Origin of the sequence: Streptomyces sp. NBC_01549 (assembly GCF_026339955.1) — a bacterium.
Taxonomy (GTDB): Bacteria; Actinomycetota; Actinomycetes; order Streptomycetales; family Streptomycetaceae; genus Streptomyces.
The window spans coordinates 98,653-114,615 of sequence record NZ_JAPEPW010000005.1 but is presented as its reverse complement, the minus strand read 5'-3'; the positions used below and the strand labels follow the sequence as shown (position 1 = coordinate 114,615).

Below are 15,963 nucleotides of genomic sequence, written 5' to 3'. Positions count from 1 at the left end.
GGCTCACCGGCCACATCAACTCGGCGATTGACCGCTCTCCTGGCCACGTAACTGCGAAGCAGGTAAAGGAAAATGGGCACTCTTGTTAGCATCACTGCAGGTCAAGAAGTGTCGTCCCCGCATCCGCGGGGGTAGCTCGGCGCTCGGGATCGTGAAGGAGTAGCCCCGGACGTCGTCCCCGCATCCGCGGGGGTAGCTCACGATGCCACAGTGGCAGTCCGAGTCTCTGGACGTCGTCCCCGCACCCGCGGGGGTAGCTCGTTGGTGTTCGTGAAGTCGACCGCGGCTGTGGTGTGTCGTCCCCGCGCCCGCGGGAGTAGTTCCCCGACTGGCCGCCCGACGACGAGACCGAGTAGGTCGTCCCCGCACCCGCGGGGGTAGTTCGCGGTCCGCATGAACGTCATCTGGCACGAAAGCGTCGTCCCCGCGTCCGAGGGGGTAGTTCCGGCAGCGCATATGCGGTCGGTGAGGTGATCCTGTCGTCCCCGCGCCCGCGGGGGTAGCTCCCGGGTCGCGGACAGGGTCCGGCCGGTGGCCCGGTCGTCCCTGCGCCCGCGGGGGTAGCTCGGGCGGCGCGCTGATTCCGGCCTGAAAGACGGGTCCTCCCCGCGCCTGCGGGGGTAGCTCGAGCACCACCGACGCCAGCCGGGCCACGTCCGGGTCGTCCCCGCGCTCGCGGGGGTAGCTCAGGGATCGTCAGGCCTGGGCTTCTGCGTCGCGTGTCGTCCCCGCGCTCGCGGGGGTTGCTCTCATGGTTGTGGCCGGGTGGGGGGAGCCTCCACGTCGTCCCCGCGCCTGCGGGGGTTGTTCGCTCAAGACGCTGGGCACGGCCATGGACTTGGCGTCGTCCCCGAGCCCGCGGGGGTAGCTCGTCGCCTGTGGTGCCTGCCTGGTAGGCGAGGTAGTCGTCCCCGTGCCTGCGGGGGTAGCCCGGTGATCCCCGGCGAGCTGCACGTTCCCGACGAGTCGTCCCCGCACTCGCGGGGGGTGCTCGCTGCACGAGATGCTCCTCGATCGCATTGGGGCGTCGTCCCCGCACCCGCCGGGGGCAACCCCTCGGGGGTGGCTCACCCCGAGGCCTGGGACCTCGTCGTCCCCGCACAGGGGTAGCTCGGGCAGACCGTTGTTCAGCAGGGCCGCACTGGCATCGTCCCCGCGCCTAGGGGGTAGCTCGCTCGAAAAGGCCATGAACAGCCTCGCGAAGGTGTCGTCCCCGCGCCTGCGGGGGTAGCTCACCGAAGTTCGGGCGGCCCGAACGCGACGCGAAGTCGTCCCTACGCCTGCGGGGTTGTCCCGTGGAGCACCCGCAGCGCAGACCGGTAAGGCGCTCATCTCCGCCGTCACGGGGGTCGTTCCGTTGGTCCCTTCTGCGCAGTCAAAACGGCTTCGTTCCCGCCTGCCGGTGCGTCCACGCCAGGGCCATGGAAGCGACTCCGGCTTTCTTAATGAGACTCCTTGGATTCGACCAGAGCTGCTCCTCTTCCTCAGCCGCTCCGGTTTTGGGCTATTGGGCGAGGGTGGGGAGTATGCATGTCTAAGAGGCTGCCGTGACGTCTCCGGTCGCCGCCTCGGGCAGAGAAGTAGACGAGTTGGGGGATCTCGTGGATGTGACCACGCTTGCCGTCGCGCTCATCAGCGTCGGAGGAACGCTGGGTGGGACTCTGGGTGGGGCAGTGCTCAGTCAGCGCGCCAGCCGGGCCGAGGCGTTGGAGCAGAACCAGCGCGCCGAACGTGAACGGGAGCAGGAGCGCAAAGAGTATGCGCTGCAAGCCAAGCGCGATCTCTATGCCCATCTGAACACCGCGGCTCGTGCTTACCGGGTCGCCGCTCGAGACGCCGTCCTGGCCGCCGAACGCGGTGAAAGCGTCAACCCGGCAGACCTCGACGCAGCCAAGGACGCCTGGGCCGACCAGTACTCCCAGGCGCAGATGGCACTGGTGAAGGATGTCCTGGAAGTAGCCTCCAGCCTCAACAGGGCGCTCGGAATCGGCTACTCAGTCGTCAAGCAGTTGCCGAGCAGCCCCGACTTCGACGAGGCGTACCAGCGGGCGAACACATGGTTCAGCGGTCCGCTGTCCGACGGCGTGTACCTGCTGCGGGTCACGCTGCGACACGACCTCGGCGTCGAGGCCGGCCCTCACTTCGAGCAGACCCGTATGCATATGCTCACCGCACTTGATAGCGCGCGCAACAACCTCGCGCGCCTACTCGACAGAGAGCGATTCCAGGCCGCCGGACCAGCTGCCCGGACGTAGTAGACAGGCAGCGCAGATGGGAGCAGGTTTGGGGGTCCCACTGAGTACGGAAGGGGTAATTTAACAAAGGGCCTGATCATTCTGTCGTCCCCGCACCTGCTGGGGTAGTTCGGTCCTCGGCCTGCCCCCTCGACTTGTCCAGGGGCCGTCCCCGCACCCGCGGGGGTAGGTCGGACCAGAACGTCGGGAGCTTCTTCGCGGCGGTGTCGTCCCCGCGCTCGCGGGGGTAGTCCGGTCTTGACCTTGTCAATCTTCATCTCGAAGAGGTCGTCCCTGCTTCCGCAGGGGTATTTCGGAGGTACCCCATGGCCGTGACCGCGACCGAGACGCTGTCCCTGCGCCTGAGGGGCCTCGACTCGACTGCTCGTCCTCTACCACCCGCCCTCCCGACGCCCTTGCCTAGAGTTGAGCCGCGTGACGGACTTCTGGCAACTCCCCTGAAAGCGGCCCCCGTAATCGCCAAGCAGGTGAAGGGAAACGGGCACCCTTGCTAGCATCACCGCACGTCAAGAAGTGTCGTCCCCGCGCCCGCGGGGGTAGCTCCCTGGCGATGAACTCGGCGGTGACCTTGGCGTGGTCGTCCCCGCGCCCGCGGGGGTAGCTCGGACTGCAACGCCCAGGCGACCCCGTTCGTATCGTCGTCCCCGCGCCCGCGGGGGTAGCTCCAGGTTCGCGGCGGTCTCGGAGTCGACCTGGATGTCGTCCCCGCGCCCGCGGGGGTAGCTCGACCTACTACACGGTCAACGCCCACGCCCGAAAGTCGTCCCCGCGCCCGCGGGGGTAGCTCCGAGACCCCAATGAAGATCTTCGGCAGAGAACCGTCGTCCCCGCGCCCGCGGGGGTAGCTCCCGGGTCAAGGTCGACACCGTGGATCCCGTGACGTAGTCCCCGAACCCGCGGGGGTAGCTCGAGGAAACGCACCTGGTCGGGGCCGTTTTGCTCGTCGTCCTCGCACCCGCGGGGGTAGCTCGTTGGTGTTCGTGAAGTCGACCGCGGCCGTGGTGTGTCGTCCCCGCGCTTGCGGGGGTAGCTCGGCGAGGATCGACGCGTCCACGCTGACCGGGAAGTCGGCCCCGCGCCTGCGGGGGTTGTCCGGCCCAGCCGGTCTGGTTGATGTCCCACCGGTAATCGTCCCCGCCTGCGCGGGGGTAGCTCCTCTCGCCAGGGGATCGGCCGTTCCCCGCCGCCGTCGTCCCCGTGCCCGCGGGGGTAGCTCCACAGACGACGCGGTACACAACACCCCCGAGCAGTCGTCCCCGCGCCCGCGAGGGGAGTTCGTACAAGAACGGGAATCTCATCTGGGTCGGCGAGTCGCCCCCGCGCCTGCGGGGGTAGCTCGCTTCTTGACCCGGACACCGAGGACACCCTCCAGGCGTGCCCGTACCCGCGGGGGCAGCTCGGAGCAGCACATGGCACACACGATCCCGCTCGCGTCGTCCCCGCGCGCGGGGGTTGCTCGGCGCGGACCCCGAGCCATACCGCGAAGAGGTTGTGGTCCCCGCGTCCGCGGGGGTAGCTCTAGACCTGGGGGTGGCATGCGCCGCACCTTCGCGTCGTCCCCGCGCCCGCGGGGGTGGTTCGGTGTAGCAGCCTGCCACCAGCCCCGGCTGTGGACGGCCGGTTCTGCTGGGCACGGCAACAGCCAGGCCAGCGGCCGGAATCAAGGCCCCGGCGCCCCTCAGCCCACCCGCCAGGGCGCCCGGCCAGCTACCACCCGCACACGCAGAACCTGCAGCTGTCCGAGCTTGCGCTCCAGCACGTACTGAGCTGTGCGTCCGCGGGCCTCGTCTGCTGCCGCCCGGGCCGCCTCGTGCCCGCCGGGACGGCGGCGCAGAACCGTGTCGTACACCGCCTCGGCCTCAGCCTCGGCTTCCTCACACGTTCGCAGTCGCTGGTAAGCGCTCGCCCGGCGATCGTCCCGGATCCCCTCAGCCACTTCCCGGGCCGCAAAACCCACTAGCGCCTCATCACCACCGGACCGGGCCAAGTCGGCGACCAGCGCCCGGGTGTCGGCCTCGCAGCGCTCTGTGAGCGCTGCAACCTGCTCCGGGTCACACAGATCCGCCCGGACCACGACCACCAGATCGACCGCTTCCCGCACCAGAACGTCGACACGGCGCCGGAACGTGCAGTCCGGGCACAGACCGGCCGAATCCGGCAGCCCACAGCCCGAACACACAGCCGACCGCCGCGCCCGCTCAGCAGCGTCCTCTGCCTTGCGGCGCCGTGCCACAGCGGCCCGCCGCGTCTCCACCTCGGCAGCGGCGCGGCTGTGCCGCGCCCTCGCCCGGCCGGCCTCGAGCGCGGTGTGTTCCCGCAGCCGCTCCTCGTACACAGCCCGCAGCCCAGCGGCACCGGCACCGGCCAGATCAGCCTCAACTTCGGCTCGCAGCCGAGACCGCACAGCACGCCGGTCCGCCGTCACGGCTCCACAGTTCAGGCAGTCACCGCGGGTGTCGAGCCGGATCCCGTCATCACAACGCTCATCCGTGCAGGCCTGCCGCTGGACCAGGCCGCGACCAATGAGCCAACCCATTGGCTCGCGCACGAGGGCCTCACCACCGGTTTCCTCCAGCCGGTCGGCAAGACGGTCGGCCAGCAGCTGCGATGCGACCCGCTCGTCGACGATCCCAGACAGCGCCTCCAGCGCTTGAAGGGCTGCTCGGCGGGCGACGGCCTGCTGGCCGCGGCTGAGCTGAGACCACAACCACGACACCGGCGCCAACGCCACCCGCAGCCGCAAATCGGGCAGGTCAGCGACTCCCCGCCCCTGCTGCTGCCTGCCACTGTTCACGACGGTCAGACGAGCCCGGCTAGCAGCAGCGACCTCAGCCTGTACTCCCACCTCAGCAGCCGGGGACTTCTTCGGCTGTTCCCCGCGAAGCGGGCCACCCTCGCCACTGCTGGCGGGCAACTGGTCACCGGCAACGGAGTCCGGGGCCTGGTCCTCGCCCGTACACGCGCGCTCCGGCCGACGACGGTTCCCCCCACGGCCTTCGCCGGAAAACCCACCAGCAACAGCAACTCCACCGCTTTCACTAGCCACAGAAGTGTGATCAGTGTGAAGGGCTATCGGAACGTCGGGCTCTGCCATCTCCGCCCCGACCTCCTCCTGCACCTCACTGACCTGGGCATCCGCGGCCGCGCCAGGAGCGTCAATACGCCCTGCCGCAACATCGGGCTCTGAAAGATAGGGATCCACAGCCGTCGCGCGATCCTCCTCGCCGTTGGCAACACCGCCACGACCGTGCGCAGCGGTCACCGCTGGCACCGTCAACCGCGAGCGATGCGCCAGACCTGACGCCGTCCGCAGACGGATCCGCCGGACCAGACCCCGCTCCTCCAGCCGCTCCAGCACCCGCTCCCCCGCCGACGCCCGGCAACCCAGCAGCCGTGCCACCGTCGCGGCCGCACGACCGCGCTTGGTGTCGACCAGGCCGCCGCACTGCCGCACCCGGCCCGTCTTCGTCGCCTCCAGCACCAGCAGTAGCAGTGCCAGCCGGTCGGTCGCGGCCCCGCGCCCCGTACGCGACCCGAGCAGTCCGGCCGGCGTCACCGACCCGTCCCGGTGCACCCAGCCCGGCGCCATGACGGCCTCCAGCAGCCGCAGCAGCGTCGCGAACTCCTTCTTCTCCAAGGCGAGGGGGTGCCCGGTCCTGCCTCGCGCCCCCCACAACGGCAGCACCTTGCATTCCAGGCCGCGGTCTTCCCCGGCCTCACCCTGCACCGTGACGATCTCCACGACGCCCGAGCGGCGCAGCCCTGGCACGACCACAGAGGCCACATAGGACGACGACATCCCCAGCCACCGGCCCAGCTCGCCTGACCGGATTTCCACCCGGCCCGTCGTCGATGGCGTCCGTGCCGTCAGCACGACCGTTGCCAGCCGTACCGCGTCGATTGCACCGTCCAAGCCTGGGGCCTCCAGCAGCGCGCGCACCGCACTACCTAGCCGGGCACGGGCATCACGGCCCAACGCCAATGAACGACCTGGAGCACGCACGGGCACCGGACCGGCCTGTTCCGGCATCGATCGCAGTGCACCGCGCCGCGGCTTCGGCGCCCGAGTTCCTGCTATGGCGGCTGCCATCACGGCGCTCACCGTGTTACCCGAACGCGCGACACGAGAACGACTGCTCGTGCGCTTGTGAGCAGTCGCTGATGGTGGGGGTGACCGGGGAACAGAGAAGAGTGTGACCGGATAGACGGCACATTCTCCGCCATTCGGGCATGTGTGGGCTGACAAAGGGCAGCACGATGCTGCAACATGAGTCGTGCCTCTTTCTTGAAGGGAAGAGGGCATGACGAAGCGCCTTTATGGCGCTTCGTGGTTCGGGGAGAACCGAAGATCGAACTGTTCGGCCGGCTGCTAACCGGACGGACAGATCCTTCGGGCGGGCCTGCTAAGCCCACCCGGTGGCAGATGGGACGCCATTAGCCAAGGTGACTGCTAATCACTTGGGTGGCCGGGCGTCCCGGCGGCTCGAAGACCCGTTCAACGGGCGCCGCCGCAAGCGACTACGACATCTCGCCCCCCTCGGGGGCAGAGGTGCACCCGAAGCCGGACCGGCGCGGGAAGACAAAGAAGACACCCAGCCGGAGCGACGTATGAGCCATCGCTGCCACGGCGGGTGCCTGGGTGTGTGCCTGTCGGAGGGTACGGGTACCCTGCATCATGTCGAGACCATCCCTAGATTGGTCTGCGGCCGTGCCCCGGAGTGCAGCCTCGCGGGGCTTAACCATGTCCATTTTGATCTTATCCGCAGACACAGTACTCCCCTCACGGCACGCAACGACACCCCGCCCCACCACGTGTCGGCCTTGCATAATTGCCTCTTGACGCACCGCCAGCTCGGTCGCCGTCCGCCCCTCTGCGCACGCCCAGGAGATCACACCTGCATGATGAGCAGCATGCACGCACCGCCTATCGACGCCCTGGACCTGGACGTGGAGTCCTTCGCCACACCGCTGCAGCAGCGGCGCTTCGCCGCAGCCATGCAGAGGCTCGCCGCCAGCCGCGTTCCAGGAACTCCGGTGCGTGTGTACGTGAGCGCCGCCCCCAGAACCATGAACAACCCCAAGTGGGAAAACTGGCTGGCGCAAATCACGCACGAGTTGCCCGATGGTGCCGAAGTCCTGCACTACCGCGGCGTCTTCAACGGTGACCGGCCCTACGACTGGGACACATTCGCCCAGGAAATCGACGGTCTGGTAGTAGTGGGGAAGCAAAAACGTGCGGGAAGCAGGGTCTACCGCTTCGGCCCGGTGGCCCGACTCGAACTCCGCTCGCTCATCGCCCGACAACCTGTACTGCTCTACGCTCACAGCCAGGGCCTCATCCCGGTCGTCGACTGCCAGAGCCAGGTTCTTACGCCAGAGGGGACGCCGCGGCTGAAGCTCATTGCGCCCAAGCGGTGGAAGCAGGAGAGCTCGACGCTCCAGGCCGCGTTGCACGCGCTTACGCCGGACAGCCCGGATCATGAGTCGTCCAGCGAAGCGCCAGGCCACCTCGCTCATCCCTTCGCTGCACCTCCCCGGTGAGATCTTCTAGTGGCTGTCGGCAACATTCGCTTGGGGCTTCCCGCCTGACGGGACGACGGGGCGCCTGGTGTCATCCGAGGCAGCGCTCGGGATCGCCCTCTCTACGCTGTGCACGCGTTGTGTTGCCACTAAGGCCCCTCGTCAAGAGAGATCGGTCGAGGGCTGGCTTGTCCGGCCCGCCAGAGCTTCCAGTTGTGCCCAGGAAGGTTGTATCCCGCTAAAGCAGAAGGAAGAGGTCCTTCGTAGCCAAGGCAGAGGCAGGCGTCGCCACCCCCGCCTTGGACCCAGAATTCCTCACCGCAGGGATGCGGAAGTATAGGCGTATGAGTGCCGATCTGATGTCCACACCAGCAGCGAGGGAAGCTCGCCCGCTCATCGGGGCGCTCCTCGAAGTACGGCACATCGTCGCGGGTTCGGGGCCACTCTTTGATTCGGCGACTGAGAGGGTCCAGCTGGAACTGACGCTCGGGAGGCAGGTCAGGAAGAGCCGGATGTACTTGGAGATAACTGACCATCCGGGTGGCGTTCTGATCCGGCCTCTGCGGGCGAGTTCGTTCGATGAGTGATACGGCTGCTTCAGTCGCCACGATCGGGTCGGTGTCCCCGAAATCGAACCATTCGCCGTGGGTCCGGGAGCCCTGGAAGTGGCGATGAAGCGCCGACTCTAACTCGGCACCGCCGCTATAGGTACACAGGACGGTAAGAGGAAGCGGCGACATTCGCTGGAGCTCGGCAAGCCGCTTACCCAGATTCCGGCTTCTGCCGATCTTTACTCGGGTAGAGCCGACAGCCCCGATCACGTACACCTTCTGGGTCATCTCCGGAGGGCCCTTCCGCGATCACGCGTTGCTGGTGTGCCACATGCCTGGCCGAAGGATGTCTTCCCAGACCTCCAGTGGCCCGTCGTCGTCGGAGTAGACGGAGCGCAAGACCAGTACCGGTACCGGCACGTCGGACGGCACCTCGATGCCGAACTCCGCGAGTTCGTTGTCGGACGCGAGGCGCGCGGTGCTCTGTTCGGGACCGGCAGTGATGATCTTCCCCGTGCGCTCGGCATACAAGTCGTGCCGGAACTTTTCCATCGGACCCTCGTGGAGCAACTCGGGGAGAGAGGTCAGCGCCCGCATGTGGATGAAGTTCAGGGCAAGCACAGTGGGCTTGTCGTCGCGTACGAAGGTCCGGCTTCTAACCACGATCTCGTCGTACAGGTCGATACCGAGGAGACTCGCGACCTGCGGGTCTGCGCACGAGCGAAGTACGGAGCGCGAGTTCACGTAGGTCTCCCGGAAGGCGAGAGGTCTGCCGGTGCGTCGCAGACGATCGAGGCGGGCGGCGCCGGTCAGGATGCTCGAGGGCATGCTGTCGGGCCCCAAGACAGTCGTGCCGCTCCCTTGAGTCGTGCGGACGAATCCTTCCGCTTCCAGCGCCTGATAGGCGCGATGGACGGTCGCTGTCGCCCCCTTTCCCTGCTTGACCAGGGCTTGCACAGAGGGAAGCCGGCTATCGGGTGCGTACACGCCTTCGACGATCTGAGCCGCGATCTCGTCTGCGAGTTGACGCCACTTTGGTGGTCGCTTGGGAGCTTGGGGAGGCACGGCGGCGGCTCCTTCCTGATCGGACTCTGTTCAGTCAACGGCATTCTAGAAGGGTTGACAAGTCTTCTAGAAGACTTCATCGTCTTACCTGTCACCACCCCAGCAGGGACGGGCCGCCGGATGGCTCTCATATGGCCTGCCCGAGTGCACCTGGTCGTCGTGTCCCGCCTCCGAGGCGGACTCCACCGAGAGGAGCAGTACCCGATGAACGTCATCCGCCGCCCTACCGTCGGTCTCGCCACTGAGTTCTTCGACAAGGAGACGCTCGCCCTCTTGCACGCGATGGAGGTGGAACTCCCGGAGTTTGCTGGCTTGGACCTGGACGTTGCGTTCGGGACCCCGCTCGAGATGTACGCCGCTGGTCCGCTCCTGCACGAGCAACTGGACGGCCTGGACATTCACGCCGCGATTGAGGCGATCGAGGCTCGTGAGAACCGGATGCTTGCCGCGCGTGACATTGCCGCCGGCCCGGTTGCCACGGAGCTACTACGCGAGCGCTTGGTCGATGTGGTTCTCCCCTACGCCGCACAGCTCGCCCTCGCCGACACCGAGGTGTCGGCTTCCGAGGACATCGGGGTCAACACCCCGCTAGCCGCCTGATCTCCGCCGATCGCACCTCAAGCCGAGAGGAACGACCACGATGCAGAACGACTTCACTCCGGGTGGTCTCCGTGCCAAGCGTGACGACGTCACCACCTGGTCCACCGCCGACATCGAGGGCTTCGAGTACACGTTGGAGGCCGCGAGCCCGGCCTACCAGGAGGCCGTGGCGACCGGCCGGTTCGTTCTCGGCCGTCACGCGGCCGGCGGCGAGGTGGTCGTCGAGATTGGTACCGCCGAGGACCTGGCCCGGCACAACAAGGCTGGCACGCTCCATGCGCTTACCGGCGGCACCTCGCGCAGCGGCAAGACCAGCTACGCCGCGGTCCTGGAGCAGCTGCAGGGCACGGCCGGCTGATTCCGCGTCCCTTCGATCAGGACCGCCCCTGGGTGATTGCGGTCCTGGTGGTGGGGAGCCGGAGACGGCCTCCCAGTTCGCACGATCGCAGTAGTCGCCACCTTCGGTGGTACCCGGAGTTTGCGAGAGGCAGCTTCAACTCCTCTCCGAGGCACCTTCAACTCCTTCGGGCCCGTGGCTGCTGTGTGCATGTCGCAGCGCAGATGCGCTGTCCGTCCGTCGGGGCGCCGGTTCGCCGTGCGGCCTGACGGGCGGAGAGAGCACCCGCGACGCACCCCCTCGTCACTCCGTACCTGAGGAGTCCCATGTCTGTTACGTCTGAGACGCCTGTCGCCCGCAAGCGGGTCAAAAGGATCCGTACCCGGCGCGTCAACGACCAGCCCGCTCTCAAGATTTCGACGCTGCACCCCAACGACATCGACTTGATGCCCGGCACAGAGAGCCTGATCTGCCCGGACTGCGGCACCTGGTGCCCTATCACCAACTTCGGGTGCAGGCGTCCCAGGCTCGTTCCTCATCACACCGAGCCGGCTGGCAGCCCGAATGCGCAGCGCTGCGAGGACGGCAGTCTCCGACTGGTTGAGGTGGATCTGACTCTGGGCGAGTGGCAGCACCGGTTAGGCGAGGCGATTACGGCCAACGCGTCCCGGCGCCGCACCCCGGTGCGGCGTAAGCCCACGACGCCGCCGGTTCCGGCGACCACGCAGGTGGTGCCCACGCCGATCAGCGCGGACATGGTGCGCCGGGCTTTTCGAGCACACCAGGCCGAGTGCAAGGCCTGCCAGGGCACGGCCGCCGACCGCGACGGCAACGTCCTGGCCTGCCCTGACGGTCTTCGGCTGGCCGGCACCTACCTCCGTTTGCTGCGGCAGGAGCCGGAACGCCGCGCTCTGCGGGCGTTCTTCGAGCAGGAGCGGGAGCGGTTCGATCGCGACTACGAGAAGCGGTCCGCGCGTGGACGGGCTGCCGACTGGGCGGCGCAGCAGAAGGCCACCACCGGCTCGGGGCAGCTCGCCAAGCGCTCCGGTACGGCGGTTGAAGAGCAGAACAACCAGGCCAGGCGGCGGCAGCCGGGCACGGTGTCCGAATTTCGCGGCGCCGGCCTCCCGCTGAAGAAGCCCGCCGCCTGACTCGCACCCCGCGACGAACGACCACGGCCGCCGCCCTCCCGACAAGGAGGGCGGCGGCCGTGGCTGCTCGTACGGCAGCCGCCTCTTGGGGCCCGATGCCCACCAGTTCGTCCAGCACTTGCCTCAGCCACCGCCTGCGAAGGAGAGCACTATGCCGCTCGGCGACAGCTTCACGATCAGCCCGGAGGAGCTGAAGGAGATCTTCGCCCGCCTTCAGCCGTACCTCCCGAAGTACCTGAAGAAGATCGACGCCCGGTCCTACGGGCTCCGCTTCGAGTTCGAGCCGTTCACGGGGCGGGAGGAGGAGCCGTCCAAGCCCTCCACTCACAACGACCCGAAGCTCAGTTACGTCAGGGAGCCGGAGAACGAGGCCGAACACCTGCTGCGGGAGAAGGCCGGCGAGGTCCTGTTCAACCTGTACGACGCGGCGCGGGAAGAGTGGAAGGACGCCGTGTATGTCGCGGACCTGAAGGCGGCGGTCAAGGACGCGCCCGCTCTCTGGAGGACGTACCAGCACGAACTCAAGGCGCTGGGTGCGGCGTTCGACTACCTGCGCACCCCGGAGGCCGCCACGGAGTGGCCGTCCGCGATCTCCCGGCTGGTCGACGCGCAGGACCGCACCAAAGCCTCCGCCGTCGCCTTCGACAGGCGGGCGGAGGAGATCGCCGAGGTCCACGGCAAGCACCTTTACGCCGACCTGGGCCGCGACGCCGCCCTGAAGGCCGCTGGCTACCCGGAGGCGAAGGACTGGAACATCGCGGAGGCTGACCACTACGGCCGCAACCACTACAGCAGCTGGGACACCAACCTGCCGCTGGAGGAGCAGACCCGCCGCCTCATCGAGCAGCAGGACGCCCACGTCGCCAAGGTGGGCCGCCTGTCCGGCGCGGCCGCCAGCAACTGACCCGCAGCGAGTGATCACGGTCGCCCCCACCTGCCCGATCCGGGTGGGGGCGGCCGTGGCTGCTCGTACGACAGCCGACCGAAAAAGCGAACGCCCCCGGTGGCCGCCGGGGGCGTTTCGAACGGACCTATCTGGAGGCCCTGTTGCTCACCATCAGCATGCCACACCAGCCCACCGCGCCCGCTCCCGCGGGGGACCTGAAGAATCTCGAAGGCCTGCGCAGGGTTGTCGAGGACCAGATCGGCCCCCGCGCCAAGGGCACGATCTACCAGAACATCGACGGCGCCTTCGAGGTGCTCGCGGTGATCCGCGACCCGCAGCAGGCCCGTGAACTGCTGAAGCGCCGCTGCGCCCAGTGGGCGGTGATCGTCCGCGACGTGCTGCGCGCGGATGGTGAGCCGTTCCCGGTCGGCAGCGTCTGGACGGATTCGGACCACCTGGTCCTCCGTGAGGCCGGCGCGGACGGAGGCGCGAAGTAATGGACTGGCGCCACAACTCAGTCTGCCGCGAAGAGGACCCCGAGCTCTTCTTCCCGATCGGCGACACCGGTCCGGCCCTCCTGCAGATCGACGAAGCCAAGGCCGTCTGCCGCCGCTGCCCCGTGATGGAGCACTGCCTCCAGTGGGCGCTGGAGTCCGGGCAGGTCCACGGCGTGTGGGGCGGCCTGAGCGAGGCTGAGCGGCGCTCGATGAAGCGGCGCGCCGCCCGTAAGAGCGCCCGCAACGCCCTCTGATCCGTTACGCCCATCACCACGAACGACCACGGTCGCCCCCACCTGCCCGATCCGGGTGGGGGCGGCCGTGGCTGCTCGTACGACAGCCGAGAAGGCGACAGCCCCAGGGGCGCAATCCCTGGGGCCGTCAAAGGACCTGATAGGAGGCCCTGTGATGACCATGATGGCATCCGTTGCGCCGTTAGTCGGCGGAATCATCGAGGACTGGGAGCGCGAGGACGACGACCTCGGCCCCGAGCCCGACGAGAGCGAGCACCAGTTCCTCCGCGTGCTCCTGCCGTACACGCCCCACGCCGCGGGCACCGTACCTGCCCGCCTCGCGCCGCACGGCAACGGACAGTTGCAGTGCGCCGTCTGCAGCGGCTGGTTCGGCGTCACGCTCTGGACGTGCTCGGCATGCCAGAAGCTCGGGTACCGCCTGACGGACAGCGACTGGAGGGCCGGGGCGCGGCGACGGAACGCGGTGATGACGCAGCCGCAGCTGCCGATGCGGCCGACCCCGCACGAGCGGGACGGCCAGGGCCAAGAGCCCCCGGAGCCGGTCCGCCCGCACCCGCCCGCGCCGCACTAGCGCGGCTCGCCCCGATGACCAGCAAAGACGACCTGTACCAGCGGTACATGGCCGCCGACCGGGCGCGCCGCGAACACACCGTCACCTGCACTCCCGAGACCGTGTGCGAGACGGGGGCCCGGCTGAACGAGACGTTCAGCCGACTCCAGGACGCCTATCTCGCCAGGCAGCGCACGAAGCAACGCTGATCCTGTCTGCCGGGCGTGGCAGTGGACCTCGCGTCTGCCGCTCGGCTTCCTTCACGGTCGGCGGCTCGAATGACGAGCCGCCGACCATGCCCTACGGCCTGGGAGGTCGCCGACCTTGCGGGCGGCCGCGACACGGTTCACGAAGTGACCTGACACGCCGACCTTTGGGCTGCTGCCGGCCGCCCGCCCCCGAGTTGCCTGTCGCCCCCCCCGCGCATTCGGCGGGGACGGCGGGGAGCGCTGGGACTTCCCCCGATCCCTTGCTCCACGGCCGGCCTCCACTCCACTGGGAGGCCGGCCGCCATACTGCCCGGTCCGGCGCGCCCCCGCGCCCCGGGCCCGGCACATCGTTCCTCCCCACCCTTCCCTCTGCATTGAAGGAGCTGATGATGACCAGCCCAAGCCCCCCGCAGGCCGACGAGCGTGCCGCCCCTCTGGAGAAGCCCCCGGCGATCCCCAGCCCGCACGAGTCCTCGCCAGCCGCGCCCCACCGCGATGACGCAGACCCGCGCACCATGAGGGCGCTCGCGGTTGTTGCCGGGACCGGCGGCGCGATCCTGGCGGCGATCGGTTTCACCGGTTCGTATAACACGCTGCGGCACCTGGCCGAGTCCAAGGGCTTCGGCCAGTTCTCGTACGCGTTCCCGATCGGCATCGACGCCGGAATCCTGGTCCTGCTTGCTATGGACCTGTACCTGACCCGCAAGAGGGCCTCGCTGCCGCTGCTGCGGTGGATGGCTCACGGGCTGACCGCCGCGACGGTCGCGTTCAACGCGGCCGCCCCTGAGGGCCCGCTGGCCGCAGATCCGCTTGCCGCTTCGATGCACGGCATCATCCCGATCTTGTTCATCGTCGCGGTGGAAGCGGCCCGCCACTACATCGGCCGGATGGCCGACCTGGTTGCCGGAGTACACACCGGCAACCCGCCACTGAGCCGGTGGCTGCTGGCCCCGGTCCCCACGTGGCTCATCTGGCGGCGGCTGAAGATGTGGAGCCTCTCGTCGTATCAGATCGTGGTGACTCGGCAGAAGGAGATCACGATCTACCGGCAGATGCTCAAGAAGAGGTACGGCCGGCTCAGGTGGCGGTTCAAGGCGCCGGCGGATGAGCTTCTTCCGATCAAGATGGCCCGTTTCGGGCTGAGCGTGGACGAGGCGCTGGAGATTCCGGCTCGCGAAGCCGAGGCCGCGCGGCGCCGGGCCGAGGAGGCCGAGCTTCGGGAACGCGAAGGCGAGGCGGCCCGGGTCCTTCGGGAGGCAGAGGCGGAGCTTCGGCGAGTCGAAACGGAGTCTCGGATCGAGGCGGCGAAGATCGCCGCACAGGCCGAGAAGGCTGCTGCCGAGGGCCGATTGAAGGCCGCTCAGGCGGAGGCCGAGAATGCCGCCCAGAACGAGGTTCGCAAGTCCGAAGAGCGTCTTCGGGTGCAACAGGCCGAGGCGGAAGCCGAGGTTCAGCGGTTGCGGGACCAGACCGAGGCCAACCGTAATCGGGCCCAGCGCCAGCAGGCCGAAGAGCAGGTGCAGTGGGAGGCCCGTCAGCGGCAGCTGCTGCAGGAGACCGAGGCGGTCGAGTCCGCTGAGGCGGCCGAGGCCCGTGCACGCAAGACGCGCGCCGAGCAGCAGACCATGGAGGCCGAAAGGGCCACAGCGAAGGCTGACCGTGAGGCTGCCGACGAGCGGCTGCGGGTCGCCGAAATCGCCCAGCAGGCAGCCGAAGCCGAGCGGAACACCGCCGAAGCGGAATCGGCGCGTGCCGCTGCCGATCGCCGTAGGGCGGAAGACGAGCGCGAGGCCGCCGAAGCCCGCCGCCAGGCCGCCGAAGCCGAGCGGGCCGCTGCCGAGGCGGAGGCCGAAGCCCGGCTCACGCTCACCGAAAGGGATGCCCGCAGGGTCGCCCGAATGATCGTCAAGGCGGGCAACCCGAAGGCCGTGACCCTCCCCATGATCCAGGACGAGCTGGGTGTCTCCCAGACCACGGCCCACGAACGCAAGGCGCGGGCGCTGGAGTACCTCGCGCAGCAGCAGGAGGACAAGGGCAGCGAGCAGGCCGCCTGACCTGCGCCACGATCCGCTTCGACGGTTCCACCGG

Annotated in this window: 14 protein-coding genes, 1 pseudogene and 1 CRISPR repeat array; of the genes and pseudogenes, 11 read left to right on the top strand and 4 right to left on the bottom strand. The window is 68.5% G+C overall.

What is annotated here, in order from left to right; translation table 11 throughout:
- The first annotated feature begins 1,547 nt into the window (after nucleotides 1-1,547).
- A complete protein-coding gene (locus OG819_RS55420) occupies nucleotides 1,548-2,255 on the top strand; it encodes a hypothetical protein (RefSeq protein ID WP_266657711.1) in 708 nt (235 codons plus the stop codon).
- 515 nt (nucleotides 2,256-2,770) lie between these two features.
- Nucleotides 2,771-3,349: direct repeats of the CRISPR family, unit length 28 nt; unit sequence GTCGTCCCCGCGCCCGCGGGGGTAGCTC.
- 584 nt (nucleotides 3,350-3,933) lie between these two features.
- On the opposite strand, the gene OG819_RS55415 is transcribed toward OG819_RS55420, so the two are convergent.
- The gene (locus tag OG819_RS55415) at nucleotides 3,934-6,195 is read right to left on the bottom strand and encodes a hypothetical protein (RefSeq protein WP_266657709.1); all 2,262 of its coding nucleotides are present in this window, start codon (nucleotides 6,193-6,195) and stop codon (nucleotides 3,934-3,936) included.
- Nucleotides 6,196-7,154: 959 nt separating this feature from the next.
- Between OG819_RS55415 and OG819_RS55410 the strand changes: the two genes are divergently transcribed.
- Nucleotides 7,155-7,796 carry a hypothetical protein gene (locus OG819_RS55410; RefSeq protein WP_266657707.1) on the top strand — a complete coding sequence of 214 codons (642 nt, stop codon included), beginning with the start codon at nucleotides 7,155-7,157 and terminating at the stop codon, nucleotides 7,794-7,796.
- A 128-nt stretch (nucleotides 7,797-7,924) separates the two neighbouring features.
- On the opposite strand, the gene OG819_RS59455 is transcribed toward OG819_RS55410, so the two are convergent.
- The 3 genes and pseudogenes from OG819_RS59455 to OG819_RS55400 all read right to left on the bottom strand — a co-directional run.
- Nucleotides 7,925-8,614 carry a GIY-YIG nuclease family protein gene (locus OG819_RS59455; RefSeq protein ID WP_353963279.1) on the bottom strand — a complete coding sequence of 230 codons (690 nt, stop codon included), beginning with the start codon at nucleotides 8,612-8,614 and terminating at the stop codon, nucleotides 7,925-7,927.
- Nucleotides 8,615-8,635: 21 nt separating this feature from the next.
- Nucleotides 8,636-9,154 (bottom strand): UTRA domain-containing protein, encoded by a 519-nt coding sequence (locus tag OG819_RS55405; RefSeq protein ID WP_266657934.1) that lies wholly within the window; start codon nucleotides 9,152-9,154, stop codon nucleotides 8,636-8,638.
- A gap of 27 nt (nucleotides 9,155-9,181) precedes the next feature.
- Nucleotides 9,182-9,391, bottom strand: a pseudogene (locus OG819_RS55400) (winged helix-turn-helix domain-containing protein); the annotation flags it as partial.
- Between the two features lie 204 nt (nucleotides 9,392-9,595).
- Between OG819_RS55400 and OG819_RS55395 the strand changes: the two are divergent.
- From OG819_RS55395 to OG819_RS55355, 9 genes are all read left to right on the top strand, one after another.
- Nucleotides 9,596-9,991 carry a hypothetical protein gene (locus tag OG819_RS55395; protein WP_266657705.1) on the top strand — a complete coding sequence of 132 codons (396 nt, stop codon included), beginning with the start codon at nucleotides 9,596-9,598 and terminating at the stop codon, nucleotides 9,989-9,991.
- Nucleotides 9,992-10,031: 40 nt separating this feature from the next.
- Nucleotides 10,032-10,349 (top strand): hypothetical protein, encoded by a 318-nt coding sequence (locus tag OG819_RS55390; RefSeq protein WP_266657703.1) that lies wholly within the window; start codon nucleotides 10,032-10,034, stop codon nucleotides 10,347-10,349.
- A gap of 584 nt (nucleotides 10,350-10,933) precedes the next feature.
- A complete protein-coding gene (locus tag OG819_RS55385; protein WP_266657701.1) occupies nucleotides 10,934-11,479 on the top strand; it encodes a hypothetical protein in 546 nt (181 codons plus the stop codon).
- 151 nt (nucleotides 11,480-11,630) lie between these two features.
- Nucleotides 11,631-12,383 (top strand): hypothetical protein, encoded by a 753-nt coding sequence (locus OG819_RS55380; RefSeq protein ID WP_266657699.1) that lies wholly within the window; start codon nucleotides 11,631-11,633, stop codon nucleotides 12,381-12,383.
- A 158-nt stretch (nucleotides 12,384-12,541) separates the two neighbouring features.
- A complete protein-coding gene (locus OG819_RS55375) occupies nucleotides 12,542-12,862 on the top strand; it encodes a hypothetical protein (RefSeq protein ID WP_266657697.1) in 321 nt (106 codons plus the stop codon).
- Nucleotides 12,862-13,116 (top strand): WhiB family transcriptional regulator, encoded by a 255-nt coding sequence (locus OG819_RS55370; protein ID WP_266657695.1) that lies wholly within the window; start codon nucleotides 12,862-12,864, stop codon nucleotides 13,114-13,116. Before OG819_RS55375 ends, OG819_RS55370 begins: the two co-directional genes overlap by 1 nt.
- Nucleotides 13,117-13,270: 154 nt before the next feature.
- Nucleotides 13,271-13,687 carry a hypothetical protein gene (locus tag OG819_RS55365; RefSeq protein WP_266657693.1) on the top strand — a complete coding sequence of 139 codons (417 nt, stop codon included), beginning with the start codon at nucleotides 13,271-13,273 and terminating at the stop codon, nucleotides 13,685-13,687.
- Between the two features lie 14 nt (nucleotides 13,688-13,701).
- On the top strand, nucleotides 13,702-13,875 hold the full coding sequence (locus tag OG819_RS55360; RefSeq protein ID WP_266657691.1) for a hypothetical protein: 174 nt from the start codon (nucleotides 13,702-13,704) through the stop codon (nucleotides 13,873-13,875).
- 389 nt (nucleotides 13,876-14,264) lie between these two features.
- Nucleotides 14,265-15,929, top strand: a complete 1,665-nt coding sequence (locus OG819_RS55355; protein ID WP_266657689.1) for a DUF2637 domain-containing protein — start codon at nucleotides 14,265-14,267, stop codon at nucleotides 15,927-15,929.
- Nucleotides 15,930-15,963 lie beyond the last annotated feature (34 nt).

Excerpts from the sequence above, each read along its gene's own strand:
- OG819_RS55410 (WP_266657707.1), top strand. The coding sequence starts at position 7,155 with ATGATGAGCAGCATGCACGCACCGCCTATCGACGCCCTGGACCTGGAC.
- OG819_RS59455 (WP_353963279.1), bottom strand. The coding sequence starts at position 8,614 with ATGACCCAGAAGGTGTACGTGATCGGGGCTGTCGGCTCTACCCGAGTA.
- OG819_RS55405 (WP_266657934.1), bottom strand. The coding sequence starts at position 9,154 with ATGCCCTCGAGCATCCTGACCGGCGCCGCCCGCCTCGATCGTCTGCGA.
- OG819_RS55395 (WP_266657705.1), top strand. The coding sequence starts at position 9,596 with ATGAACGTCATCCGCCGCCCTACCGTCGGTCTCGCCACTGAGTTCTTC.
- OG819_RS55390 (WP_266657703.1), top strand. The coding sequence starts at position 10,032 with ATGCAGAACGACTTCACTCCGGGTGGTCTCCGTGCCAAGCGTGACGAC.
- OG819_RS55380 (WP_266657699.1), top strand. The coding sequence starts at position 11,631 with ATGCCGCTCGGCGACAGCTTCACGATCAGCCCGGAGGAGCTGAAGGAG.
- OG819_RS55375 (WP_266657697.1), top strand. The coding sequence starts at position 12,542 with ATGCCACACCAGCCCACCGCGCCCGCTCCCGCGGGGGACCTGAAGAAT.
- OG819_RS55370 (WP_266657695.1), top strand. The coding sequence starts at position 12,862 with ATGGACTGGCGCCACAACTCAGTCTGCCGCGAAGAGGACCCCGAGCTC.
- OG819_RS55365 (WP_266657693.1), top strand. The coding sequence starts at position 13,271 with ATGACCATGATGGCATCCGTTGCGCCGTTAGTCGGCGGAATCATCGAG.
- OG819_RS55360 (WP_266657691.1), top strand. The coding sequence starts at position 13,702 with ATGACCAGCAAAGACGACCTGTACCAGCGGTACATGGCCGCCGACCGG.
- OG819_RS55355 (WP_266657689.1), top strand. The coding sequence starts at position 14,265 with ATGACCAGCCCAAGCCCCCCGCAGGCCGACGAGCGTGCCGCCCCTCTG.